This is a genomic window from Streptosporangium sp. NPDC000396 (genome assembly GCF_042898655.1).
Lineage (GTDB): Bacteria > Actinomycetota > Actinomycetes > Streptosporangiales > Streptosporangiaceae > Streptosporangium.
Genome location: NZ_JBIAZA010000024.1, coordinates 94199 through 118701, shown reverse-complemented (window position 1 = coordinate 118701; position 24503 = coordinate 94199). Strand labels below are relative to the sequence as shown.

Genomic DNA, 24503 nt, shown 5'->3' with positions numbered 1-24503 from the left:
TGTCCTGTGAACGCCCTGTCCGCGCCCGTATGGCCTTATGGGTGAAGATCATCGTCGTTGTGCCGGGCCGCTGAGCCCGACCGTGCCGTGCGCCGCACGAAGACCGGGAAGCCAACCCGTCTGACGTGTCCTTCCACCGGGCGCGGGGGATGGTCAAGTCTCGGTCAGCTGGGTCCATTGCGGTCACATTCTGGAGTCACCCGCTCGGTTCGCGAAGCCATGCTGGCTCACGTGACGATGTCTGCCGCGCGCTCATGACTGCCAGGGTTCGCATTCGACGGGCACCCCGGCTCTCCGCCGCGCTTGGCGACCGCCCGGTGCCCCGGCATGCGGTTCACGCAGTCCTGGCCCGGCCGTTCCGTGACCACCGTCACCGGCCTGCCGAACCGCGCCACGCCGGTCATCTGCCGCCCGTCCCCCCGAGCTTTCGACCACCGGAGGACCCATCGTGTCTCTAGTGAGCATCGTCGTGCCCATCTACGACGTGGAACCGTACCTTGAGGCGTGCCTGGCGTCCTTGGCCGCGCAGACCTGGAGGGACATCGAGGTCGTCATGGTGGACGACGGCTCTCCCGACTCCAGCGCGGAGATCGCCGCGGCCTTCGCCGAGCGCGACGGGCGGTTCCGGCTGATCCGGCAGGAGAACGCGGGCCTGGGCACCGCGCGGAACACCGGCATCAGGAGCGCGACCGGGGAGTTTCTCGCCTTCCTGGACAGCGACGACATGCTCCCGCCGACCGCCATCGAGACGATGCTGTGCAGCCTGCTGGAGAGCGGCTCCGACCTCGCCACGGGAAACGTGCTCCGCTTCAGCGGGCAGGGGGTGCGCCAGTCGTCGATGCACAAGGCGATCTTCACCCATTCGACCCAGCGGACCCACGTGACCAGGAACGACATCCTGCTGAAGGACAGGCTGGTCACCAACAAGCTCTGGCGCCGCTCCTTCTGGGACAAGCACGGGCTGAGCTTCCCCGAGGGGGTCCTCTGGGAGGACATCGCGGTCGCGCTGCCCGCGCACTTCCTCGCCGAGTCGGTGGACGTGCTGTCCACCCCTGTCTACCTGTGGCGGGAACGGGAGGGGGAGAGCACGTCGATCACGCAGAACCGGGCACATGTCAAGGGGATCGAGGACCGGTTCGCCGCGGTGGGGTCGGTGCGGCGTTTCCTCGCCGACACCGGCCGGGCCAAGTATCTGCCCGCGTGGGACAGGATGGTCCTCGACAGCGACCTGCCGAACTTCCTGCAGGTGCTGGACCAGGCCGACAAGGCGTTCCGGCAGCGCTTCCTCGACCTGGCGAACGCCTACATGGACGAAGCCGGTCCGAAGGTCCTCGCGCGCGTCCCGGCGCAGCGCCGGGTGAAGTGGGCTCTCGTACGGCAACGCCGCGTGGACGACCTCATCCAGTTGCTGGAGTGGGACAGGACGGTGAAACCGACCGCCCGCGTCGTCGGAGGCATGCGCAGGTATCACCTCTCCAGCCCGGTGCCCGTCGAGCGGTCGGCCACGCGGATGCGCGAGGAGCTGGAGCTGCGGCAGCGGGTGGACGGCCTGCGCTGGCAGGACGGCAGGCTGCTCGTCGAGGGCCGGATCTCGCTGCGCTACATGCGTCCCCGCAAGCGGATCCACCAGCATGTCTTCGCCTGGTTGGTCTCGGAGACCGGTCGCAGGATCCGGCTTCCGGTCAGGACCCGGCGGGCCCTGTCGCTGATCGACACCGGTCCGCGCAGGCGTAAGGACTGGTGCGGGTTCGAGCTGGTCATCGACCCGGCCACGCTTCCCCGTGGCTCGTCGTGGCAGGTCGAGCTGCGTGTGCTGCACCGGGGCCTCCTACGGAGGGGCAGGCTGGCCAACCCGGCTCCGGCCGCGCAGCGGGTGGAGGGCGTGGAGATCGAGCCCGGCGTCCTGTCCTGGACGGAGTGGACGGCGGCCGACGAGTTCACGCTCCGGGTGGAGCAGCCGGCCGCCCAGGTCACCAAGCACTGGGTGGCCAACGGCAGGCTGCACATCAGCGGTCGTTGCGGGGGAGATCTGGGTGCCGCTCCGACGCTGCGGCTGACCCGGCCGCAGGGCGGCCGGGATCGGCGCTACCCGATGGTCACCTCCGACGGCCGCTTCCACGTGGTGGTCGACCTCGACGGGGTGCTGTCCGAGCGGTGGCCAGGCCTCGATCCGTCGAGTCTGGAGATGAGCGCCCTCAACCCCGGCGCCGAATGGCGTTTCGAGGTCGTCCCGAAACAGGGCCGGGCCCAGCCGCTGGTCGTCGCCGGGGACGTGGAACGCGGTCTCCACTCCCTGTGGGACCGGGACGTCATGGTGAGCCGATCCTGGACGGGAGAGCTCGTGCTGCGCGAGCAGCGGCCGACGTTCTACGTGGAGCGGGTGAGGTGGACGGAGCGGGGCCATCTTGAGCTGACCGGGGCCCCGATGCGCCCGATCGACGGCCCGGCGTGGCTGGTCGTCACCTCGCGGAGCCGGCTCACCGAGCGGCTGTTCCCGGTCACCGAGAACGGTGCGACGGTGACGCCCGAGGCGGTCGACACGCTCGCGGGCCGGGTGCCGCTGCCCGCCGGGACGCACGGCTTCGCGGTCCGGACCGCCACGGGTGACATGCGGGTGGAGTTCCCCCCGTCCGTGCCGCTGGAGCACGTCGGGCGGCGGACGTTCACCTTCGACACCGACTTGATGGCCGAGGCCGTACTCGCCGTGAGCGACGAGCTGGGTGCCGAGGGCAGGCCGAAGGCGCAGCGGGCGCTGCGCGGCGGGTTCTACTCCTCGCGGCGTAACGATCCGCTCCGGCCCGCGGTCTTCTTCGACTGCTACTCCGGCAAGCAGTTCTCCGACAGCCCGAAGGCGATCTACGAGGAGCTGCTGGGGCGAGGCGTCGAGCTGGAGTTTCTGTGGAACGTCCGGGACGGCCAGGTGGAGCTGCCGGAGGGGGTGACGCCGATCCGGCGATACGGGCGGGAGTACTACGAGGCGCTGGCCCACTGCCGATACGTCGTCACCAACACCCACCTGCCCTCCTGGTTCGAGCGCAGGCCGGACCAGACGGTGCTGCAGACCTGGCATGGTTCTCCGCTCAAACGGGTCGGTGTCGACGTCGAGAAGGTGCCGTTCGCCCGGCAGGACCATCATGAACGGCTGGCGCGGAAGACCTCCCAGTGGAGCCACCTGATCTCGCCGGGCCCGTGGTGCACCCCGATCTTCCGGAGTGCCTTCCGGTTCGAGGGGGAGATCCTGGAGACCGGTTTTCCCCGCAACGACGTCCTGCGCCGCGGAGAGCAGGACGGGCTCCGGGAGCGGCTCGGCCTGCCGGAGGGCAAGAAGGTCATCCTGTATGCCCCGACCTGGCGGGACGACAAGTTCTACGCCAAGGGACGCTACCGGCTCGACCTGCGGCTGGATCTCCAGCGGATGTACGAGGAGCTCGGCGAGGATCACGTGCTCATGATCCGCAGGCATCCGAGCGTCATCGACAGGGTGCCCCGTGTCGGCAGAGACTTCGTCATCGATGTGTCGACATATCCGGATATCCAGGATCTGTATGTGGTCGCGGACGCCCTGATGACGGACTACTCGTCGGCGATGTTCGACTTCGCGGTCACCGGCAAGCCGATGCTCTTCTACACCTACGACCTGGAGTACTACCGCGACGAACTGCGGGGCTTCTACGTCGACTTCGAGGCCGAGGCCCCCGGCCCGCTGCTGCGGACGACGGAGGAGGTCGTGGCGGCCCTCAGGAACCTCGGTGAGGTGGGGGCCAAGTACGAAGGCCTCTACGAGACGTTCGCGGCCACGTTCTGCCCGCTGGACGACGGCCGTGCCGCGGCGAGGGTCGTGGATCGCGTCTTCGGGTAGCCGTTCCAGCCGGAGCCACCCGTTCCAGCCGGAGGCCGCCCGATCCGGCCGAAGTCCATCCAGTCCGTCCAGTCAAAGGCCGAAGAGCGCCTCTTCGGCCTTTGGGGTCTCCAAAGCAACTGATCGCAGTGGCGCGGGTCGGTCAAGAAGTGGCATGGAGATCTTCTAGTAGTTACAGAGCGTAGATGTCAAGAGACCCTGCGTCGCCATGCTGGAACGCATGAGGGCCTACTCGTTGAACGACGTTCGCGCGACCCGCAAACGAAAAGACTCCTGGTGGACGGTCTTCCTGGTTGACCCGGTGGCGTGCAGGCTCACACTGCTCGTGGCCAACCACACCGCCGTCACGCCTAACGGGCTCACGCGTCTGTCGCTGGCCCTGGGGCTGGGATCGGCGGCCTGCTTCGCGTTCGGACAACTCGTGGCGGGGGCCGCGCTGTTCTACGTGAGCTTCATGGTCGACTGCATGGACGGGAAGATCGCCCGGCTCAAGGGGACGGGGACCGCGTTCGGCCTCTGGCTCGACTACGTGGGCGATCGGATCCGCGTGGTCTGCTGCGCGACCGGCCTGGCGTTCGGGCAGTACGTGGCGACGGGGGACGTCTCCTACATCCTGCTGGGTGCCGGAATCGCCGTGCTCGACCTGTTCCGCTACGTGAACGCACCGCAGATGAAGCGCGTTCGCGAGGTGGTCAGGGAGAGCCGGCCGGAGCGTCCGGCCGGCCGCCGATCGGACTACAGGCCGCCCAAGCAGCCCTCCCTGCGTCGCAGGGCCGGACGGTTCCTCCTCCGCCGCCGGGTGCGGAGTCACCTCATCAGCGGCATCGAGTTCCACGCCGCGGTGTTCGTGGTCGCCCCGCTGGTCGGGACGGAGGTGCTCGTGCCGGTCGCGATCGTGGCGGGGACGCTGCTCCTGCTGAACGAAGTCTTTCTGATCTACCGAATGTGGCGGTTCACCCGGGTCGCGCCTGCCGTACCGCGCCCCGAAAGCGCGCAGCGTGTACCTGTTTGATCATCTTCTACGGGGGTTCGTTGTCATGCAGTCAGACCGACCGATCTTTGTGATCGGCTGTCCGCGTTCCGGCACCACCATGTTGCAGCTCATGCTGCACTCGCATCCACGCATCGCGGTACCTCCGGAGACACGGTTCGTGGTGCCCGGCTACTACCGCAGGTTCGTCTTCGGAGACCTGCGCGAGCCGGGGAACCGGCGGCGGCTGGGCCGATGGATCGTGAGCGACAAGGACACCAAGTTCAAGGAGCTGAAGCTCGACGGGGAGAAGCTGATCGAGGACATCGTCGCCGGACCGCCGACGCTGGGCTCGGCGATGGGGATCACCTTCCGCTCCTACGCCGAGCAGTACGGCAAGTCCCGCTGGGGCGACAAGCGGCCGAGCTACTACCACCACGTGGACCTGCTGCTGCGGCTCTTCCCCGACGCCCAGTTCATCCATCTGATCAGGGACGGCCGCGACTGCGTGGCCTCGCTGAAGGAGATGCCCTGGTACACCAAGGACATCTTCCACGCGGTGGTCAACTGGGCCGAGGCGATCGACTTCGGCCGTCGGCACGCCAAGAACCTGCCGGCCGACAGCTACTACGAGCTGCACTACGAGAACCTGACGGCCTACCCGGAGACCGAGCTCAGCAAGCTGTGCGACTTCCTCGGTGAGGACTACCACCCCACGATGAGCGAGCCGTACCACGTGGCCCGGGTGGCGATCCCGCAGCACAAGGTCTGGCACAGCAACACCCACGGCGACGTGACCACCGCCCGGACCGGCTCGTGGAAGGACAGGCTGGAACCGTGGGAGATCTCGGTCTGTGAGACCGTGCTGGCCGAGCGGCTGACCTCCAACGGCTACGAGCTGTCCGGCGCGCCCCAGGCCGACAAGACCCATGTCGAGGCCTGCAAGAGGGCGGCGAACAAGCGCCGCTGGGCTCGCCGCCGCAAGGAGATGCGTGACCGCCTGAACCGCTTCCGCGAGCCGAGCCCAGTGGCCGCGCAGCTCACCACCCGGCAGCTGGGCGAGCTGGCGAAAGTCTGAGAGAAGGTCTGAGAATGGAATCGGACCGACCGATTTTCATCGTGGGTTGTCCCCGCTCGGGGACGACGATGCTGCAGCTCATGACGCACGCCCACACCCGCATCGCGATTCCCCCGGAGACCCGGTTCATGGTCACCGCCTACCAGCGGCGACTGCACTTCGGCGACCTGAACGACGAGGCCCGCAGGCGCGACCTGGCCGAGTGGGTGGTCAACCGCCGCCAGTCGCGCTTCCACGACCTGGGGCTGGACGGCGAGGAAGTGATCCGGCAGATCGTCGACGGGCCGCCGACGCTCGGATCGGCGCTGGGCATCGTGCTGCGCGCCTACGCCGCCCGGCACGACAAGCCACGCTGGGGGGACAAGCGGCCGTCGTACTTCCAGCACATCGACGTGTTGCTGCGGCTCTTCCCCGACGCGCAGTTCGTCCACCTGATCAGGGACGGCCGCGACTGCGTGGCCTCGCTGAAGGAGATGCCCTGGTACAGCGGGAACGTCTACAGCGCGGTCTCCGCCTGGGCCGAGGCGATCGACTTCGCCCGGCACGGCGCCCCGAAGCTGCCCGAGGGCAGCTACCACGAGCTGCGCTACGAGGATCTGACCTCGGACCCCGAGGCCCACCTACGCCGGCTGTGCGAGTTCCTCGGCGAGGACTTCGACCCGGCCATGTGCGAGCCGAGGCTGATGGCCGACGTCGCCTGCCCGGCACGCAAGACCTGGCACGCGCGCACGCACGAGGAGGTGACCACCGCCCGGAGCGGCTCGTGGAAGAGCAGGCTGGAGCCGTGGGAGATCTCGCTGTGCGAGAGCGTCCTCGGCGACCGGCTGGAGACCTACGGCTACGAGCTCAGCGGCGCGCCGAAGACCGACACCTCGCGGATGGTCGCCTACGAGCGGACCGCGGCCAAGCGGAAGCTGTCCCGGGTCAAGCGGGTGGCCTTCGACCGCCTGATACGGCTCCGCGAGCCGAACCCGCTGGGCGCCCGGCTCACCTCCGCCCAGATCGTGCTGGCGGGAGTGCCCATGCCGCGCAACGAGCCGGTCGCGGTCAGCGGGTGATCTGCTCGAACAGCTCCTCCCAGCGATCCAGGACACGATCCAGCCGGAACGCCTCGACGTGCGCGCGAGCGGCGGCGCCCAACCGCCGCCGCTCACGCTCCGCGGCCATCAGCTCGGCCAGCGCGGCCGCGAGGGCCGGAACGTCGGCCGGGGGCACCAGCAGACCGGTCTCCCGGTGAACGACGAGCGACCGCACCCCGCCCGACACGTCGAACGCCACCGAGGGCACGCCGTAGGACGCGGCCTCGCCGAGCACCAGCGGCAGCCCCTCGTGCTCGCTGGACAGCGCGAGCACCGACCCGTTCAGATACTCGCGGCTCATCTCGGCCGCGGGCACCGCGCCGCGGAACACCACCCGATCCGCCACCCCGCACGCCAGCGCGTGCGCCCGCAACCGCTCCAGCTCGACGCCCTCGCCGAGCAGGTGCAGCTCCCAGTCGTCGCCCACGGTACGGCCGGCCTGCGCGAAGGCCGAGATCAGCCGGTCGAACCGCTTCACGCCCTCCAGCCTGCCGATTCCGAGCACCCGGTGGCCGGTCAGCTCGGCGGTCCGTGACGGCCAGGCGGCCAGCGGGTTCGGGATGACCCAGGTGTTGGGCAGCAACGCGTGCTCGGAGAACAGCCACGCGTCGTCCTCGCTGAGGAACACCGCCTTCTCCAGCTCGCCGTAGTGGCTCCGGACCGAGCCGAGGTGCCAGGATCCCCGCGCGTGCTGGTAGGACCCGTGATACTGGCCGATCGGGAGCAGCCATTCCGGGAGCAGGTCCCTGACCCGGGACACCACACTCGGCGAGGCCAGCACCGCGAAGCCCGGCGCGAGCCCGCGGAACAGCTCGTCGAGCCTGCGGCGCTCCCGGCACGCACCCAGCCAGGAGACCTTGCCCACCGGCGCGTGGTGGATCACGTGGCGCCGGTAACCGGGCAGCTCAACGTAGCGGAACGGGCTCTCGGACCGGTGCAGCCCGAGCACGTGCACGTCGTGACCGCGCTCGGCCAGCCCCTGCGCGACGGTGTGGGTGACCCGCTGGATTCCCCCGAGCGTGTCGGCGTCCATGCAGGCGAACACCACGCAGCTCATCCGGTCTTCCACCTCCCTCGGGGGGCCCGGACGGGCAGGGGAGCCTCGTTCTTCACGGGACCGAAGAAGGCGTCCACCACCTTCGCCGTGGCATGGCCCTTCTCGTCGGCGCACCACGTCCTGCGGAACTCGATGTATCTGGCGGCGAACGACGCGGCCACGTCGTTGAGATCCCGCAACACGTGGATCAGTTCCTCGGTCGTGGTCAGGCAGGGGCCGGGGGCGATCGCGGGCAGGTCGTGGTAGACGCCCCGCTCCACGCGCCGGTATTCGTCCCAGTCGTCGATCAGGAACAGCATCGGCCGGCCGGTGATCGCGTAGTCGCACATCAGTGACGAGTAGTCGGTCAGCAGCGCGTCCGAGGCCAGGATCAGGTCGTTGACCTCGGGGTACGACCCGGCCGGGCGGACGAAGTGGAGCAGGCGCTCCGGCACCCTGTAGCGCTCGACCGGGTGGGGGCGCAGGATCACCACCCATTCGCCGGCGAGCGTCTCGGCCATCATGTCCAGGTCGGCCCGGATCGACTGCCCCGAGGACCTGGCCTGGTCCCGGTAGGTGGGCGCGTACAGCAGAACCTTGCGCCCCGGCGGGATCTCCAGCAGGTCCTTGGCCCGCCGTACCGCCTCTTCGTCGCCGTGGACGAGGACGTCGCACCGGGGGGAGCCGTAGCGCAGGACCGGCCCGCCGTACTCGTTGGAGGGCAGGAAGACCCGCTCGAACTCGGCGCTCGGCGAGACCAGCGCGTCCCATCGCGCCACCGCCGCCCGCCACCGCGCCCGGGGCCCGGGGAAGTCGGCCCGCAGGTCCGGCGAGTTGAAGCCGACCGACTTGATGCCCTGGCCGTGCCAGGTCTGCAGGTAGCGGGTCCGGGCCGGTTTGGGGTAGGCCAGCGGCATGCCGTGGCTGTCCACCCAGTAGCCCGCCCTGGCCATGGTCCACACGTGACGCCAGCTCATCCGCCGCACCAGCGTGGCGTCCCTGGGGAAGTTCCGCCGGAACCTGCTGACCGACCAGACCATCTTCAGCGGCGCCCGCCGCCGTCTGAGCTCCTCGTAGATGTAGCGGGGGTTGCCGGTGTATCCGGCGCCGACGTCGGACTCGAACAACGCCAGGTCCTCACGCGTCGGCACGATCCTGATCAGCCCCTTGTAGACGCGGAGCTTCACGTCGGACCGGCCCAGCCGCCTCATCAGCCGGCGGCCGGCCCGCCCGACCCGGGCGGCCTGCCGCAGCAGACCCGCCCGCCGCCACCGCACCCGCAGGAACGCGGACGCCCCCTCGGCTCTGACCGTGACCTCGTGACGGGGGACGGCGATCCTGACCGGCTCGGAGGCCGGCGCGACGAGCAGCCGGTCGGCGGTGACCCGCCCGTCGGCGCGGACGATCGCGACCATCGGGTCGTCGTGGCGGTCCCAGCCCAGGAGGCCGGGGCTGAGCGTGGCGAGGTCGACCGTCACCTCGCTCAGGTGGCTGCCGTCGTCCTGCGGACGCGGGGCCAGCCGCACCCGGCGGCCCCTGATCTGCAGGAACGCGCTCCATCCCGGGTTCGCGGCGAGCACACCGAACGGGTCGTAGGTCCTGATCGTCAGCGTGACTTCGGTGCCTCTGCCGGTGAAGGCCGCCTCGTGGCGGAGCCGGGACGCGGTGTAGGGCAGCTCGGCCATCCGGAGCGGGGTGATGTCCAGCCCCTCGGCCGGGGTGGTGCCCCAGTAGGTGCGCCCTCCCTCCTGTACGGCGAAGCGCGGCGCGGCCTTCGGCTCGTTCAGGGAGCGAGCGGCGACCACGAGCTCGTCGGCCCTGCGGTCGAGGATGAAACGGCAGCAGACTCGGGTGATCGGATCGATCTGCTCGAACACCGCCGGGTCCAGTTCCGCGAGGTAGGGGCGGACCAGGGAGATGAACTCCGCCACCCACGCCGGATCGCGCGAGGGCAGCGGGTTGAGATAGACCCGCAGGTCCTGGCGGAGGAACCGGCGCTGCCGCTCGGGAACCAGGTCGGCCAGGCCGTGCTCGCGCAGGATGTCGTCGCTCAGCCGGGCCGCCCTGATCCGGGCTCGGACGTTCTCCATCTGCCTGATGCTCAGCGAGATCGACAACGGCTCGCCGTCCTTCTCCTCGGACCGGTGCCAGAGGTAGACGACCCACGGGACCACGGCGAACCGCCGCGCGGCGCAGTAGAGCTCGGCGCTGAAGACGTGGTCCTCGTAGTGCAGGTCTTCCCGGAAAGGCAGCCGTCGCAGCAGCTCGGTCCGGTAGAGCTTGTTGGTGCTGAAGGAGTCGAGGAACAGCTCGGGCTCCTGCGCGATCCCCTCGACGGTCCTGCGCCTGGCGAACAGTTCGGGGTAGTAGCGGTGGGTCCTTCCGCTCCATTCGTACAGCCGGGCGATCTGCCCGGTGACGAAGTCGGCGCCGGTCCGCTCGATCTCCAGCATCATGCTCTTGCAGGCGTGCCTGGTCAGCCGGTCGTCGCTGTCGAGGAACATGACGTACGGCGCGCGGGCCGCCGCCACCCCGCTGTTGCGCGGCGCGCCGCAGCCGCCGCTGTTGACGTCGCGGCGCAGGTAGCGGATCCGGGGGTCCTCCCGCTGGAGCCGACGCGCGACCTCCGGGGTGTCGTCGGTGCTCGCGTCGTCCGCGATGATCACTTCCAGGTTCCGCAGTGACTGGCCGAGCACGGACCTCACGGCCCTGGGCAGCCGCGTGGCGTCGTTGTAGGTGATGACGACCACACTGCAGTCCGGTGCATTGGTCACATTATGAGGTGTTCCCGAAACTAGCTGTGCTTTTGTCTGGTTTGTTGAGTTATGACGGTGTTTTGGGTGCTATGCGAAATCCGTCCGCAGGGCGCATCCGGACTGGCCCACGCGAAAAAGCCGGGAAGGGGGCGGGGTGTGTGGGGAAGAAAGGGTGTCTTGTCCTTTCGACAAGGGAGAACCTTGCATGACCGCTGTTTCCGACACCGCCTCGGTCGTCGACCCCGAGAGGTTCGGCACCGTCTTCGACGCGTACTACGAGGAGATCCGCCGCTACATCGGGCGGCGGCTCGACCTCGGCGTCGCCGAGGACCTCGCCGCCGAGACCTTCCTGATCGCCTTCCGCCGGCGCGGCCGGTTCGACCCCGCGCGGGGTGCCGTCCGCCCCTGGCTGTACGGCATCGCCACCAACCTGATCGGCCGCCACCGCCGGGCCGAGCTGCGCCGCTACCGGGCCCTGGCCAGAACGGGACCGCCACCCGACGACGACGGTCACGACCAGCGGGTCGTCGACCGGGTTTCGGCGGGAATGACGGTCGGCCGGCTCTCGGGGGCGCTGGCGGGGCTGTCGCAGGGTGAGCGTGACGTGGTGCTGCTCGTCGCGTACGGCGGGCTGACCTACGAGGAGATCGCCGAGGCGCTCGGGGTCGCCTACGGCACCGTGGCCTCCCGGCTCAGCCGGGCGCGGACCAAACTGCACAAATCACTGGGAGCGGAGGTCTGGTGAACGAGTTCAAGCTCATCGACACGGTGATGCCCGATGTCCCGCCCTCCGATCCCGGGAAGGTCGCCGAGGTCAGGACCCGGGTGCTGGCGGGCGGGCGCCGCCGGCGGATCTCCGCCTGGGCCGGGGTCCTGGTGGCGGCCACGGCCACGGTGGCCGTGATCGCCGGGGTCGTCCTCGTTCCCCGGCTGGGCGGCGGATCCGCCACCGTGATGAATCAGCCGGCCGCCCGGGAGGTGCTGTTCGGCGCCGCCGACCGGCTCGCCCGGCGTCAGGAGGCGGCGGAGAAGCCGTACTGGCGGCGGGAGATCGAGGTCGTCAGCCGAGACCAGGCGGATCCAGCTGTCGGCCGGTTCGTCGTGGAGATCAGAAATCGTCAGGTCGTCTGGTTGGGACGGCGCCAGGGCAAGGTCCACGAGTTGCGGGGGCTCAGCAGCACGCCCTACACCTCCGCTGATGAGACCGTCTGGCGGCGTGCGGGCTCTCCGAGGTTGTGCGGGGTCGACGCCGACTGCGCGAACGACAGTAACCCCATGGGCCGGACGCGCTACCTAGTGGATCCCGGGCTCAAGGCTCCGCTGAGCATGATCAATAACCCTCTCACCGTCGACGAGTTGCTGCGGCTGCCCGAGGAACCCGGCGCGTTGAAGGCGAAGCTCCAGTCGTACTGGCCCGCCTACCAGAAGGCGATGAAGAACTGGCCGACCCCGCCGCCCGGGGGGAGCCTGCCGGACGCGAACGACCACCTTCGGGAGCTGAGCGAGGTTCTGCTCTACGAGGTCCCGTCCACTTCGCAGGTTCGGGCGGCCGCCTATCGCATACTCGCGGATCTTCCCGGGATGCGGGTGGCCGACGGGGTGAGAACCGTCGACGGGCGTCACGGGGTGGCGCTGACGATGACGGTCAACGGCGGCGTGTCCGAGCGCCAGCTGGTGGTCGACAGGAACACCGGGGAGCTCATGGCCATCCAGGAGATGTTGCTACGGCCGGACGCCCGGAAGTGGCCCGGGATCTCGCGGGGAACCGTGACTCACACGTTGGTGATGAAGAACATCGGCTGGACCGACGACAAACCCGCTGTCCCCAAAAGTTGTCTGTCGGGCAAGCCCACGGAGTGCCTCCGTTAGGGAGTCACGAAGGGAAGGCGGATCTCCGCGATGAGGCGCGATACGGGGTCCCGGTCATATCCGGGCCGGAAATCGCCCTGACCGACCTCATCCACGCCCGGTCGCGGACGTACGGCTGACGGTCATCGTGCCGGCCGCCTTGACGGTGCGCAGCACGGGAGCGGTCTCGATCGTGTGGATGCCCTCGACCGAGCCGAGCCCCTGCGTCAGGTAGCGGTGCAGGGCGGCCGGATCAGTGCACAGCGCGTTGGCCACCAGGTTGGTGGAGCCGGTGGTGGCGGCGACGAAGGCCAGTTCGGCGTGCCCGGCCAGGGTGGTGGCGACCCGGTCCAGGTGCGCCGGGGCGACCGAGATCCACAGCAGGGCCTGGACGGCGACGCCGAGCACCGCCGCATCGAGCTCGATGTCGAAGAAGAGCGCGCCGCTCGCCCGCAGGTCGGCCAGGCGGCGCGCGACGGTGGCCGCCGACCAGCCGGTGGCCTTGGCCAGGTCGGCGTGGCTCGCCCGGCCGTCGTGGCGGAGCGCGGCCAGCAGGGCGGCGTCGGAGCGGGTCACGGCGTGCCGCTCGCTGTGGGGCTGGACGACGGGCTCCAGCAGCCGTTGCTGCCGCTCGTCCAGCACGTTCGGGCGCCCGCGCCAGGCGGCGGGACCGCCGTGGTAGGCGTGCAGCAGGCAGTGCGCGGAAACCGCGGTGATGCCCGCGGTGCGCGGGATGTCGTGCAGGAGCAGCGAGCGATCGGGCTGATGGTTCGGGGCGGTGACGATCGTGAAGATCTCCGTGCCGCCGGAGATGAGCTTGACCCACGAGGTGTCGGCCCGCCGCGCCAGGGCCCGGGCGAGGTTCTGGGCGCTGTGCGGGGCGGCGGTCAGGCGCAGTATCCACTGCGCCTGACCGGAGTGCCGGGTGTCGGGGAGCCCCACGACGCGCAGCGCGACCTCGGCGGTCAGCCGCCGGTAGCGGCGGGCCACGGTCTGGATCGAGACGCCGAGTACGGTGGCGATCCTGCTGAACGGCGCGCGGCCGTCGATGTGCAGCGCATGGATCAGACCCCGGTCGACGTCGTCAAGCACGTGATATTCCCTCATTTTTCGACCCTTTGTGGAAAGTATCGCCTGCCTTCCAGTGAAAAGTGGAACCGATCCCGCTCCCGCCCGCAGGATCGACCGCGATGAACGGACCTGCTGGAGGGAGCTTTCTGTGCTGATGAGTCCGACGTTGGCCTACCGGTGGCGGTGGGCCGCGCTGGCGGCGCTGCTGGCCGCCGAGGCGATGAACCTGCTCGACGCGACGATCGTCCAGGTCGCGGCGCCGGTCATACATGCCGATCTCGTCGGTCCCGCTTCCGACATCCAGTGGTTCGGGGCCGCGTACACGCTGCCGTTCGCGGTGCTGCTGATCACCGGCGGGCGGCTCGGTGACATCGCGGGGCGCGCCAGGGTCTTCCGGGCCGGCGTAGCCGGGTTCGTGATCGCCTCGCTGGCCTGCGCGCTGAGCGGGTCCGCCGGAATGCTGATCGCCGCGCGAGCGGTGCAGGGGGCCGCGGCGGCGCTGATCATCCCGCAGACCCTCGGGTTGATCCGCGCCATGTTCGACGGCGCGGAACTGCCCAGGGCGCTGGGCAGCATCGGCCCGGTCATGGGCCTGTCGGCGGTCTGCGGCCCCGTGCTCGGCGGCTTCCTCACCCACGCCGACCTGCTCGGATCGTCGTGGCGATCGGTCTTTCTCGTGAACGTCCCGCTCGGCCTGGCGATCCTCGCCCTCGCGCCGCTGCTGCGCGAGGACCGCGCCGCCCACCGTCCACGCCTCGATCTGCCCGGCACCGCGCTGGCGACCTTCGGCATGGGCCTGCTGGTCTACCCGCTCATCGAGGGCGACGCGGCCGGGTGGCCCGCCTGGACCTGGCTCGCGTTCATCGGCGGCGTGGCCGTGCTGGCGGTGTTCTGGCTCCAGCAGCGCGGACGGACACGACGGGGGAGGACCTCGCTGGTCGAGCCCAGCCTGTTCGGCAACCGCGGCTTCCCCGCCGCGCTGGTGAGCTCCATGCTGTTCTTCGCGGTGATGAACGGCCTGATGCTGACCGTCGTCCTCCAGGCGCAGCTCACCCGCCACGACGACGTCTTGACCTCGGGTCTCACGCTGCTGCCCTGGTCGTGCGGGATGGCGGTCTCCTCATGGCTGTCGGGCGCCCATCTGTTCCCGCGGTTCGGGGCGAAACTCATGCTCGGCGGGCTCGCCGCGCTGCTGGCGGGAACCCTGCTCCTCATCGCCTCCTACACCGCCGAGCCCGGTCACCCGTGGTCGGCCGGACTCGCGCTGGCGCTGGGCGGGTTCGGGCTGGGGATGTTCACCACGCCGTTCTTCGCCACCGCGCTCGAACGCGTACGTCCGCACGAGACCGGCTCGGCCGCCGGGCTGCTCAACGCCGTTCAGCAACTCGGCGGCACGCTCGGCATCGCCCTGCTCGGCACGCTGTTCCTCCGTACGGGTGCGGCACCGGTCGCGCTGTGGGCCGCCGCCGCGCTCCTGATCGCCAACGGCTTCGCCGCCGCGTTCATGATCAACGCTACGGCTCGCGCACGCTGATCGGGAGGGACACGCGTGGGCGGCCAGATAGGCGTGCGCCCAGGTCTGCCCGACACAGCAAGTCGGCCAGGTGTTTCAGCGGCGGCGCAGGGCGCGGCGGATCAGCCAGTCGGCAAGGACGAAACCGGCCAGGACGATGAGCAGCGGGGCGGCGCGTTTGAGGAGCGGGACGCCCGCGACCTCAAGGAGATCGAGGGCCTCCTCGTCAGAGATCCGTGAGGGGCGGCGCAGGACGCCGGCCGGATGGGCCTTCTGGGCGCGTGCCTGTTCCGCCGCGGCCACCGTAGCCGCCGCGGACGTCGCGATCCCCATGGCCGTCGTGGCCGCCGGGGCCGTTTCGGGCGGTGAGGGCACGGCGGTGAGGTGGCGGATCCCTGGCCCCTCCTGCTCCACGCCATCCGGCGAGATCACCGAACCCGCCGCCACCGGTTCGGGTGCCACGGCGCTCTCCGCGGGCGGCTCCGGGCTCGACCCTTCCCTCAGCAGCTCGGCGAGGTTGGCCGCGAACCTGTCGACCAGCCTGCCGCCGACCTCGGCCATCACGCCCCGGCCGAACTGGGCAGGCCGGCCGGTCACGGTGAAGGAGGTCTCGACGGTGACCCGGGTGCTCGTCACCTCGGGGCGCAGCCGTGCGGTGACCGTCGCGGCGGCCGTGCCGGAACCCCGCATCTCCTTGCCGGAGGCCTTGATGGTCAGGCTGTGGAGGTCTTTGTCCACGTCTTCGAACGCGGCCTCGCCCCGGTAGGTGACCGTGATCGGCCCCACCTTCAGCTTCATCCGGCCGGTGAAGGAGTCGCCGTCCACGGCGTCGAGGGCGGCCCCGGGCAGGCAGGGCGCGACCCGTTCGACGTCGAGCAGCACCGACCACGCCTGCTCGATCGGTACCGGAACCGTGAATTCGTGCTCGAATCGCATCGCCATCGATTCGCTCCTTGTCGATCGGCCGCTTCCGCGACACGCCGACCGTGCGCGGAGGCTACTACCTGTCTGCCTGCCCCAGCGGTCCAGGGACGAATCCCTGACCAGCGGGAACACGGTTCACCGGCCGGGGCGGGCGGGCTTCCGGCCGGGCGGAACGCGACTCAGCCGCTCGCGGCCCTGACCGCCCGATAGGTCAGCACGCGGGCGAGATGACGGCGGTAGTCGGGCCTGGCGTGCAGGTCAGCCGGGGGAGAGGTGCCGGAGTCCGCCTGACCGCAGGCATCCCTGACCGGGTCTCGCGCCCCGTCGTCACCGGCAGGCGCCGCACTCAGGCCGCACAGCGCGGCCTCCACCCTCTTCGCCCGCACCGGTGTCGAGCCCATGTTGGTCAGCGCGATCCGCGCCTCCTCGATGGTCCCGCCGCTGTGCCGTACGGCCGCCGCCACGCCGACGATCGCCCAGGCCTGCGCGGTCCGGTGGAACTTCTCGTAGTGGAAGCCCCAGCCGGGGCCGAGCTTGGGCACCCGGACGCCGACCAGCACGTCGCCGGGTTCGAGCGCCGGCTCCAGGTAGTCGACGAAGAACTCGGCCGCCGGGATCTCCCGCTCCCCGTCGCTCGACCTGACGACGAACACGCAGTCCAGTGCCAGGGCGACGGCGGGCAGGTCCCCGGCGGGGTCGGCGTGGGCCAGGGAGCCGCCGAACGTGCCGCGGTGCCGTACGGCGCGGTCGGCGACCGTCGCGGTGGCCAGTGCGAGCAGCGGGATGTGCTCCCTGACCACGCTGGAGCGCAGCACCTCGTCGTGTGTGGTGAGCGCGCCGATGAACACGTGGTCGCCCCGGTCTTCCACGCCGCGCAGCTCGGGCAGCCGCCCGAGGTCCACCAGTGCCGTGGGGTAGGCGAGCCGCAGGCGCAGCAGCGGCAGCAGGGACTGGCCTCCGGCCAGCACCTTGACGTCCTCGCCGGACGACTCGGCGTCACCGAGCACGCGGCAGGCCTCGTCCAGGGACGTCGGCCGGATGTAGTCGAACGCCGCGGGGATCATCGGGTGCCTCCCTCGGGCACGGATGCCCGCTCGGGTACGGGGTCGGGGGCCGGGGGCCGCGCCGGTACGGGGTCGGGGGCCGGGGCCTGCGCGGGCACCTGTCCGGAGACGGGCGTGCCCGGTGCCGCCTCGGCGACCGCGCGCCAGATCCGCTCCGGCGTGCACGGCATCCGGACGTCGCGCACGCCGTACGGACGCAGCGCGTCCACGATCGCGTTGACGACGGCCGGGGTCGAGGCGATCGCGCCGGCCTCGCCGACGCCCTTGACCCCCAGCGGGTTGCTGGTCGCCCGGGTCTCGGTCCGGTCGATGGTGAATTCGGGCAGGTCCGCCGCCGACGGGATCAGGTAGTCGGCCATCGTCGTGGTGAGCAGGTTGCCCTCGGAGTCGTGGACCGCCTCCTCGAACAGCGCCTGGCCGATGCCCTGCGCGATGCCGCCGTGCACCTGACCGTCGACGATCAGCGGGTTGACCACGACGCCCACGTCGTCCACGGCCACGTATGACCGGATCGTGGACGCGCCGGTCTCGGTGTCCACCTCGACCGCGCACAGGTGGGTGCCGTGCGGGAAGGAGAAGTTGTCCGGGTCGAAGGTCGCGTCGGCGTCCAGCCCGGGCTCGGCGCCGTCCGGCAGGTCGTGCGCGGCGAAGGCGGCCAGTGCCAGCTCCTGGATGGTCTTCCCCTGGGTCGTGCCCCGCACCTTGAACGAGCCGTCGGAGAACTCGATGTCGTCGGCCGAGGCCTCAAGCATGTGAGCGGCGAGCTCCCGCGCCTTGTCCTTCACCTTCTCGCAGGCCGCCAGGACGGCGACGCCGCCCACGGTCAGCGAGCGGGATCCGTAGGTGTCCATGCCCTTGGGGGCGATGGCCGTGTCACCGTGCAGCACCGAGACGTCGTCGAACGGCACGCCCAGCGCGTCGGACACGATCTGGCTCCACGCCGTCTCGTGCCCCTGGCCGTGCGGGCTCGTCCCGGTGACCACCTCGACCTTCCCGGTGGGGAGCACCCGGACCGCGGCGTGCTCCCAGCCGCCCGCGCCGTAGCTGAGCGAGCCCAGCACGCGCGACGGCGCCAGCCCGCACATCTCGGTGTATGTCGAGACGCCGATGCCGAGCTGCACCGGATCCCGCCGTTCGCGCCGGTCGGCCTGCTCGGCCCTGAGCTTGTCGTAGCCGAGCAGCGACAACGCCTTCTCCGTCGCGGCCTCGTAGTTGCCGGAGTCGTAGGTCAGCCCGGCGATCGTGGTGTACGGGAACTCACGGTGGGTGATCCAGTTGCGGCGCCGTACCTCGACGGGGTCGAGACCCAGCTCGTGCGCGAGCTCGTCCATCATCCGCTCGATGGCGAACGTGGCCTCGGGGCGCCCCGCGCCCCGGTAGGCGTCGGTCGGCATCTTGGTGGTGAAGACGCCGGTGCAGGTGAAGTCGTAGGCGTCCATTTTGTAGATGCCGTTGTACATGAACGCGCCGAGCAGCGGTATGCCCGGTGTGACCAGCATCAGGTAGGCGCCCATGTCGGCGAGCAGGTCCACCCGGAGGCCCCTGACGTGCCCGTCCCGGTCGGCCGCCAGGGAGATCCGCTGGAGCTGGTCGCGGCCGTGGTGCACGGTGAGGTTGCCCTCGGAACGGGACTCGGTCCACTTCACCGGCCTGCCCAGCCTTCTGGTGATGAGCAGGCTGAGCACCTCCTCGGCGGTGACCTGGAGTTTGGAGCCGAACGCGCCGCCCACGTCGGGGGCGATGACACGCAGCCTGTGCTCGGGGATGCCGGTCGTCAGCGCGAGCATGACGCGCAGCACGTGCGGGATCTGGGTCGCGGAGTAGAGGGTGAAGCCGTTTCCGTCGGTGGTGGCCACCACCGCGCGGGGCTCCATCGCGGTCGGGATGAGGCGCTGCTGGACGTAGGTGCGGTCGATCACCACGGGGGCGTCGCGGAACGCCGCGTCGATGTCGCCTCCGGCGAACTTCCAGATGAAGGCCCGATTGCCCGCCTCGTGAACCTTGGGGCTGCTTTCGATGAGGGCTTCGGTCATGTCGAGCACCGCTTCCAGCGGCTCGTAGTCCACCTCGATCGCCTCAAGCGCGTCGGCGGCCTTGTATCGGTCGGTGGCGACCACGCAGGCCACCGCCTCGCCGACGTAGCGGACCTCGTTCACCGCCATGGGCGGGTGGTCGGGGATGACGATGTCCTCGGTGACCGGCCAGGCGCAGGGCAGGCTGCCCTGCTCGGCGGCGAAGTCCTGGCCGCTGTAGGCGGCGACCACACCGGGCCGGGTGCGCGCGGCCGAGGTGTCGACCCGGGTGATCCGGGCATGGGCCATCGGGCTGCGCAGGAACGCCACGTGCAGCATGCCGGGAAGCTGGAGGTTGTCGGTCCACGCGCTCCGGCCGGTGACCAGCCGGGAGTCTTCCTTGCGCGTGCGTGCCCTGCCGATCTCCCGCGAGGCGGAGGACCGGCCGGGCCGGTCGCTCCCGGTGACCTGTCCGGTGGCCGGGCCGGTGCCGGATTCCTCGCTCATGGCGTCCGCACTTCCCGCCGCGACATCTCCGTGGCGCCGCGCCGTACCGCCCGGACGATGTTGCAGTAACCGGTGCACCGGCACAGGTTGCCTTCGAGCCCCTTGCGGATGGCCTCCTCAGACGGATCGGGGTCGTCCCTGAGCAGGTCGATCGCAGCCATGATCATGCCCGGGGTGCAGTATCCGCACTGGAGGGCGTGCTCGGTGTGGAAGGCCTCCTGCATGGGGTGCCACTCGCCCCCCTGGGCGAGACCCTCGATCGTGACGACGTCGCTCCCGTCGGCCTGTACGGCGAGCACGGAGCAGCTCTTCGCGCTCCTGCCGTCGAGCATGACGGTGCAGGCGCCGCAGTTGCCGGTGTCGCAGCCGATGGGTGTCCCGGTCTTGCCGAGACGGTCTCTCAGCAGGTGGACGAGGAGGAGACGCGGCTCGACCTCCTCCTCGTATGTGACTCCGTCGACGTTGACGGTGACCCGGGGCATGCGTCCTCCAGATGCACCCGCTGGGGGTGGGAGAAGTAAGAGCCGACAGAAGTGAACGTACGCCCCTGTCTTGCCCGGTCAAGACCCTATTCAAGCTGTGTCGCGCGGCTGGCGCTCAGGCCGGTGGAAGCTCCCGCGGGGTGCCGCCGCCGAGGATGCGACGGTCGGACTCGTCGATCCGGACGTCGTTGATGCTCGCCTCGCGGCGCCGCATCAGCCCGTCGTCGGCGAACTCCCACAGCTCGTTGCCGTAGCTGCGCCACCACTGGCCGTCCGCGTCGTGCCACTCGTACTGGAACCGTACGGCGATGCGGTTGCCGCCGAACGTCCACAGGTCCTTGCGGAGCGCGTAGTTCTGCTCCCTGGCCCACTTGCGGGTCAGGAACTCCTTGATCTCCTCGCGTCCGGTGACGAACTCGTCCCGGTTGCGCCAGACCGAGTCGGGCGTGTACGCGAGCGAGACCCGTTCAGGGTCGCGGGTGTTCCACGCGTCCTCGGCGGCCTGCACCTTGGCCCTGGCCGTCTCTTCGGTGAAATTCATGATTCCTCCAGAAATATCGCTTGCACGGGGCAGACCCGCGCGGCATCCTCCACAGCGCCGATCAGCGCGTCGTCCGGCTCGGCGACGTAGACCAGCTGGTCGTCGTCGTCCAGCTCGAACACCTCGGGTGCGGCGAACACGCACTGCGCGTGCACCTGGCACGACTTCCGATCCACGACGACCCTCATCGTGAACTCCTTCCCCGCCGGATCACGTCGCCCGCTCCGTCAGGCCGGTCCGGTCGCGGGCGGCGCCGGCACGCCGCGCACCGGCGGGTTGAAGCGGGAGTACTTCTCGAACGTCCAGTGGAGCGGGCTCGCCCCGCGGACGTGGACGGCCTCGTCCACCTCGAACTCGACCAGCCGCTGTGCCCCCGGAACGTCACCCGGATCCCACTCGACGCGTGCCCGCCCGGTCAGGTGCAGCGCGTCGCCGTTCTCCCAGTCGAGGAAGAGCAGACCGCAGCTGTCGTCGAGTTCCAGGTTCCCGAGCGTCATGTACATCGAGTTGCCCACGTAGTCCGGCCAGACCAGCCGCCGTTCGCCGGTCGTCCGGACGAACCCCGGGTTGCCCCCTCGGTGGGACAGGTCGGCGCCGAGACCCGGTGCCCGGGTGGCGACGAAGAACGTGTCGGCGCCCTCGATCCACGCCCGGTGCCCGGCGGTGAGTGTCCTCGTCGTCGAGGCACCTGTCGAAGCCCTGGCGGACTCCCCGGAGATGTCCCGGGTCTGGATGTATTTGGGGCAGTTCGCGTATGTCTGTTCGGTGTGGACGATCAACCGCCCGCCGTCCCGGTGGACGACGCCGTTGACCCGCATCCGGCGTCTGCTCTGTGGCTCGATGGCGAGCATCCCGATCTCGCCGTCGGGCAGTTCCGCCAGCGGGTCGTGCTCGCCGGGCACCGCCTCGACAGTGATCGTCCGCTCGTCGACGGCCTCGGCGAACCCCGCCGCCCCCGTCAGCGCGCTCGCCCACAACCGCCCGTCGCGCCCCGCCGCCCCGATCAGCAGCATGCGCTGCCGCCTCAGGAACTGGGCGGCGACCGGGGGAATCTCCGGTGCCGCCGAGGCCGAGCCCCACGCACCGGCGCGCACCCCGGCACGTCGCTGGACCGCAAGCTCTCCCGCGTGCTCCATGACTCTTAGAAGAATCCGCAGGTGGGGGCGCCGCTGGTGGGTGCCGGACGCTCGTCGGCACCACTGGGCGCGAAGATCTCCAGCCGGATCCCGTCCGGATCCTCGAAGAACACGCCGCCCGAGGCCGCCCCCTCGCGGTGCGGGACCACGCCGTTGTGGTGGAGCGTGGCGCCGATCTCCCGGATCACGGCCTCGGCCCGGTGAACCGCCTCGATGTCCGGCACCTGGAAGGACAGGTGGTGCAGTCCGGGCAGCCCGGCGGCGAAGCGGCCCTCGCTCTGCTGCCAGAGGGTCAGCACGAGCTTGCCGTCGAGGCCGAGAAAGGCGTAGCGGCGATCCGTCTGGTCCGACTCGCCGAAGACCTCGAAGCCGAAGACCTTCAGGTAGAAGTCCTTGGACCTGTCGAGGTCGGAGACGTTGAGGCCGATGTGGTCGGTCTGGAAGGTCATCGCGTTTTCTCCCTCACGCCTTCTAACGGTTCACTCCGTTAGATGCTTGAAGTCAATCTAACGGAGGTTCTGCTGTTTTAACGTTAGAATTTTGTGATATGCGTCACTTTCCTGTCGTGACGGTTCGCCTGGATCATGCCGCGCACGGCGAAGAGACCCCAGGTGACGGCTTGCCCGGGGTGGCCGGGAGTGGTGAGAAGCCCGGGGCCGGGAGCGTGGGGACCCCGGATGCGATCGGGGTCGCGGGACGCGCTTTGGAGCGTCGCTTTAGAGGGTCGTTTTAGCGGGTCACTGACCCTTGTGCTGGCGGTAGTGGCGGGCGGCACGGGCCCGGTTGCCGCACGCGACCGAGCACCATTCCTGACGGGAGTGCTCCTTGACGAAATAGAGCACGCAGCGCGGGGCCGGGCAGGCGCGCAGGTGCTCCCGGTGCGGCCCGGCCAGCAGCTCGACCGCCGACGCCGCGAGGGTGGCGCGGATGCGCGGGGACTCTCCCGGCTCGCCCGCCGGGACGCTCCTGGAACGCGGTGCGCCCTCGGCCGGCCATTCCAGTCGCGGGGCCATCGGGACGGCGAGCGCCGTGGCGTTGACCAGGTCGAGTGACTCGGCGAACCCCGGCAGCCGGTCCGCGTCCGCGCTGCTCACCGGACCCGGTGTGACGGCCCTGGCGAACAGGGCCCGCACGGCCTGCCGTAGCTCGACCACCTCGCTCCGCAGCTTCTCCGAAGCGGTGAAGTCCGGGGGGAGCCCCAGCTCCGCGCCGTGGGCCCGGCCCCACGCGGTCATGCCCTCGACGTCCGAGAGCGTGTCTGTCAGTCCTGCTCGGGTCGCGAGGATGGTACTGACGAACTCCAGGGCCAGCATCCTTCGAGTCTAATGCTCGATATGACCTTGAGCCGTTAGATTGCCCGACCTGGTGATCACGCTTTGGCGGCCGTCGCGGGGAGTCGCCCGCGTCGCCGCTCCGCCGCCACGGCCTTCACTGTGCTGCCGGAGGCGTATTCCTGTCGAAGTCTCGCTGGATCTCGCGCTCGGCCCATTCGGCCCATTCGCGTTGCGCGGTGCTGAGGCGAAGGCCCCATTCCAGAACAAGGCGCCCGTGGACCGACAGGTCGTCATCGCCCTCGGTCACGACCTTGATCAGCTGTTTCAGCTGCTCGTGCCGCTCCGCCGCTCCCTCGGCCAGGTGCCGCAGATAGCCGCGAGCCTGATCGGTGTCGAGCTGGCCGAGAAAGAAGACGCGCAGAAGCATGTCGCTGCGGCTCACGCGGGTCGGTGGCACCTCCGTCACCCAGTGGCGGAGCTCGGCGAGCCCCGCGTCGGAGACGGCGTATTCCTTGCGGCCCCGTGGTCCTTCCGAGGCGACCGTCACCAGCCCGGCGTCCGCGAGACGGGTCAGCTCCGCGTAGACCTGGCTCTGGGTGGCGGGCCACACGTTGGCCAGGGAGATCTCGAAGATCTTGAGCAGGTCGTAGCCGCTGGCCGGTCCTTGGGCGAGCAGGCCCAGCAGCGCGTGTCGAAGGCTCATGACGGGATCCTACTTTCCTCTGTTGACATGTCGCTAGTGGAAGTTCTAATTTCGACATGTCTAAGTAGGAATGTTGGAAAGAGTTCCCATGATCCGCAGTCTCCTCGGCTTCCTCCCGTGGATCGCCTATGCCGTCATCGCCACAAGCGACAACTGGCGCTATGGCGCGATCGCCGGACTCGCGATCGCCGTCGCGGTGACCCTCGCCGACCGCAGGGCGGGCAAGAAGTGGGACGAGATGGTGATCGAGTCCAGCGCGGTCGGGTTCTTCGCCGTCATCACGCTGATCTCCTTCGTCGACCCGGACTCCCCCCTCGTGCGGTACGGCCCGGCCCTCGTCAACGCCTGGCTCGCGCTCACCACCTGGGGATCGCTGGCCGTCCGCAAGCCCTTCACCTTGGGAATCGCCCGAGGCATGGCGCCGCCGGAGGTGTGGGACACGCCGCTGTTCTACCGCGTCAACGCCGTCATCAGCACGGTGTGGGGCGCCGCCTTCACCATCGCCGCCGTCACGCTGGCGATCCTTCTCCACGGCTCTCCGCACGCGACCGTCGCCGTCGTCACCATCAAGGTCGCCAGCTTCGTGATACCCGGGGTCTTCACCGCCCGCTATCCCAAGGCCGTCGCCGCCCGCCACGCCAGCTGACTCG

The 24503-nt window shown here is 69.9% G+C and carries 21 protein-coding genes; 8 read left to right on the top strand and 13 right to left on the bottom strand.

Annotation, left to right across the window (positions count from 1 at the left end; translation table 11 throughout):
- Positions 1–448: 448 nt before the first annotated feature.
- From ACFY2X_RS33035 to ACFY2X_RS33020, 4 genes are all read left to right on the top strand, one after another.
- A complete protein-coding gene (locus tag ACFY2X_RS33035) occupies positions 449–3859 on the top strand; it encodes a CDP-glycerol glycerophosphotransferase family protein (protein ID WP_389946254.1) in 3411 nt (1136 codons plus the stop codon).
- A gap of 208 nt (positions 3860–4067) precedes the next feature.
- Positions 4068–4871, top strand: a complete 804-nt coding sequence (locus tag ACFY2X_RS33030) for a CDP-alcohol phosphatidyltransferase family protein (protein WP_389946251.1) — start codon at positions 4068–4070, stop codon at positions 4869–4871.
- A 25-nt stretch (positions 4872–4896) separates the two neighbouring features.
- Positions 4897–5907, top strand: a complete 1011-nt coding sequence (locus ACFY2X_RS33025; protein WP_389946248.1) for a sulfotransferase family protein — start codon at positions 4897–4899, stop codon at positions 5905–5907.
- Between the two features lie 14 nt (positions 5908–5921).
- Positions 5922–6965 (top strand): sulfotransferase family protein, encoded by a 1044-nt coding sequence (locus ACFY2X_RS33020; RefSeq protein WP_389946245.1) that lies wholly within the window; start codon positions 5922–5924, stop codon positions 6963–6965.
- Here the strand turns inward: ACFY2X_RS33020 and ACFY2X_RS33015 are convergent.
- Together ACFY2X_RS33015 and ACFY2X_RS33010 are read right to left on the bottom strand one after the other, a co-directional pair.
- Complete coding sequence (locus ACFY2X_RS33015) at positions 6955–8055, bottom strand: glycosyltransferase (RefSeq protein WP_389946239.1); 1101 nt, start codon at positions 8053–8055, stop codon at positions 6955–6957. The two genes, ACFY2X_RS33020 and ACFY2X_RS33015, sit on opposite strands and share 11 nt — an antisense overlap.
- Positions 8040–10796, bottom strand: a complete 2757-nt coding sequence (locus tag ACFY2X_RS33010; protein WP_389946236.1) for a CDP-glycerol glycerophosphotransferase family protein — start codon at positions 10794–10796, stop codon at positions 8040–8042. Before ACFY2X_RS33010 ends, ACFY2X_RS33015 begins: the two co-directional genes overlap by 16 nt.
- A gap of 187 nt (positions 10797–10983) precedes the next feature.
- Here ACFY2X_RS33010 and ACFY2X_RS33005 point away from each other — a divergent pair, with 187 nt between their 5' ends.
- Both ACFY2X_RS33005 and ACFY2X_RS33000 read left to right on the top strand, forming a co-directional pair.
- Positions 10984–11523 carry an RNA polymerase sigma factor gene (locus ACFY2X_RS33005; RefSeq protein WP_389946233.1) on the top strand — a complete coding sequence of 180 codons (540 nt, stop codon included), beginning with the start codon at positions 10984–10986 and terminating at the stop codon, positions 11521–11523.
- Positions 11520–12647, top strand: coding sequence for a CU044_5270 family protein (locus ACFY2X_RS33000; RefSeq protein WP_389946230.1), 1128 nt, complete (start codon positions 11520–11522; stop codon positions 12645–12647). Before ACFY2X_RS33005 ends, ACFY2X_RS33000 begins: the two co-directional genes overlap by 4 nt.
- Positions 12648–12734: 87 nt before the next feature.
- On the opposite strand, the gene ACFY2X_RS32995 is transcribed toward ACFY2X_RS33000, so the two are convergent.
- A complete protein-coding gene (locus ACFY2X_RS32995) occupies positions 12735–13718 on the bottom strand; it encodes an Lrp/AsnC family transcriptional regulator (RefSeq protein ID WP_389946227.1) in 984 nt (327 codons plus the stop codon).
- A gap of 133 nt (positions 13719–13851) precedes the next feature.
- On the opposite strand from ACFY2X_RS32995, the gene ACFY2X_RS32990 reads away from it, so the two are divergent.
- The gene (locus ACFY2X_RS32990; RefSeq protein ID WP_389946224.1) at positions 13852–15231 is read left to right on the top strand and encodes an MFS transporter; all 1380 of its coding nucleotides are present in this window, start codon (positions 13852–13854) and stop codon (positions 15229–15231) included.
- A 75-nt stretch (positions 15232–15306) separates the two neighbouring features.
- Here ACFY2X_RS32990 and ACFY2X_RS32985 read toward each other — a convergent pair whose 3' ends face one another.
- The 10 genes from ACFY2X_RS32985 to ACFY2X_RS32940 all read right to left on the bottom strand — a co-directional run bounded on the left by ACFY2X_RS32985 (position 15307) and on the right by ACFY2X_RS32940 (position 23853).
- Positions 15307–16152: an SRPBCC family protein gene (locus ACFY2X_RS32985; RefSeq protein WP_389946221.1), complete on the bottom strand. Its 846-nt coding sequence runs from the start codon at positions 16150–16152 to the stop codon at positions 15307–15309.
- A 161-nt stretch (positions 16153–16313) separates the two neighbouring features.
- A complete protein-coding gene (locus tag ACFY2X_RS32980) occupies positions 16314–17198 on the bottom strand; it encodes an FAD binding domain-containing protein (protein ID WP_389946218.1) in 885 nt (294 codons plus the stop codon).
- Complete coding sequence (locus tag ACFY2X_RS32975) at positions 17195–19717, bottom strand: molybdopterin cofactor-binding domain-containing protein (protein WP_389946215.1); 2523 nt, start codon at positions 19715–19717, stop codon at positions 17195–17197. The genes ACFY2X_RS32980 and ACFY2X_RS32975 overlap by 4 nt, the downstream gene beginning before the upstream one ends.
- The gene (locus ACFY2X_RS32970; RefSeq protein ID WP_389946212.1) at positions 19714–20199 is read right to left on the bottom strand and encodes a (2Fe-2S)-binding protein; all 486 of its coding nucleotides are present in this window, start codon (positions 20197–20199) and stop codon (positions 19714–19716) included. Before ACFY2X_RS32970 ends, ACFY2X_RS32975 begins: the two co-directional genes overlap by 4 nt.
- A gap of 115 nt (positions 20200–20314) precedes the next feature.
- Entirely contained in the window at positions 20315–20740 is a 426-nt protein-coding gene (locus tag ACFY2X_RS32965) for a nuclear transport factor 2 family protein (RefSeq protein WP_389946209.1), read from the bottom strand.
- Entirely contained in the window at positions 20737–20928 is a 192-nt protein-coding gene (locus tag ACFY2X_RS32960; protein WP_389946206.1) for a ferredoxin, read from the bottom strand. The genes ACFY2X_RS32965 and ACFY2X_RS32960 overlap by 4 nt, the downstream gene beginning before the upstream one ends.
- A 39-nt stretch (positions 20929–20967) precedes the next feature.
- Positions 20968–21876: a pyridoxamine 5'-phosphate oxidase family protein gene (locus ACFY2X_RS32955; protein WP_389946203.1), complete on the bottom strand. Its 909-nt coding sequence runs from the start codon at positions 21874–21876 to the stop codon at positions 20968–20970.
- Between the two features lie 5 nt (positions 21877–21881).
- Complete coding sequence (locus ACFY2X_RS32950; RefSeq protein ID WP_389946200.1) at positions 21882–22325, bottom strand: VOC family protein; 444 nt, start codon at positions 22323–22325, stop codon at positions 21882–21884.
- Positions 22326–22613: 288 nt separating this feature from the next.
- Entirely contained in the window at positions 22614–23189 is a 576-nt protein-coding gene (locus tag ACFY2X_RS32945) for a CGNR zinc finger domain-containing protein (RefSeq protein ID WP_389946198.1), read from the bottom strand.
- Positions 23190–23304: 115 nt separating this feature from the next.
- A complete protein-coding gene (locus tag ACFY2X_RS32940) occupies positions 23305–23853 on the bottom strand; it encodes a PadR family transcriptional regulator (RefSeq protein ID WP_389946195.1) in 549 nt (182 codons plus the stop codon).
- 88 nt (positions 23854–23941) lie between these two features.
- Here ACFY2X_RS32940 and ACFY2X_RS32935 point away from each other — a divergent pair, with 88 nt between their 5' ends.
- Positions 23942–24499, top strand: coding sequence for a hypothetical protein (locus tag ACFY2X_RS32935; RefSeq protein WP_389946193.1), 558 nt, complete (start codon positions 23942–23944; stop codon positions 24497–24499).
- Positions 24500–24503 lie beyond the last annotated feature (4 nt).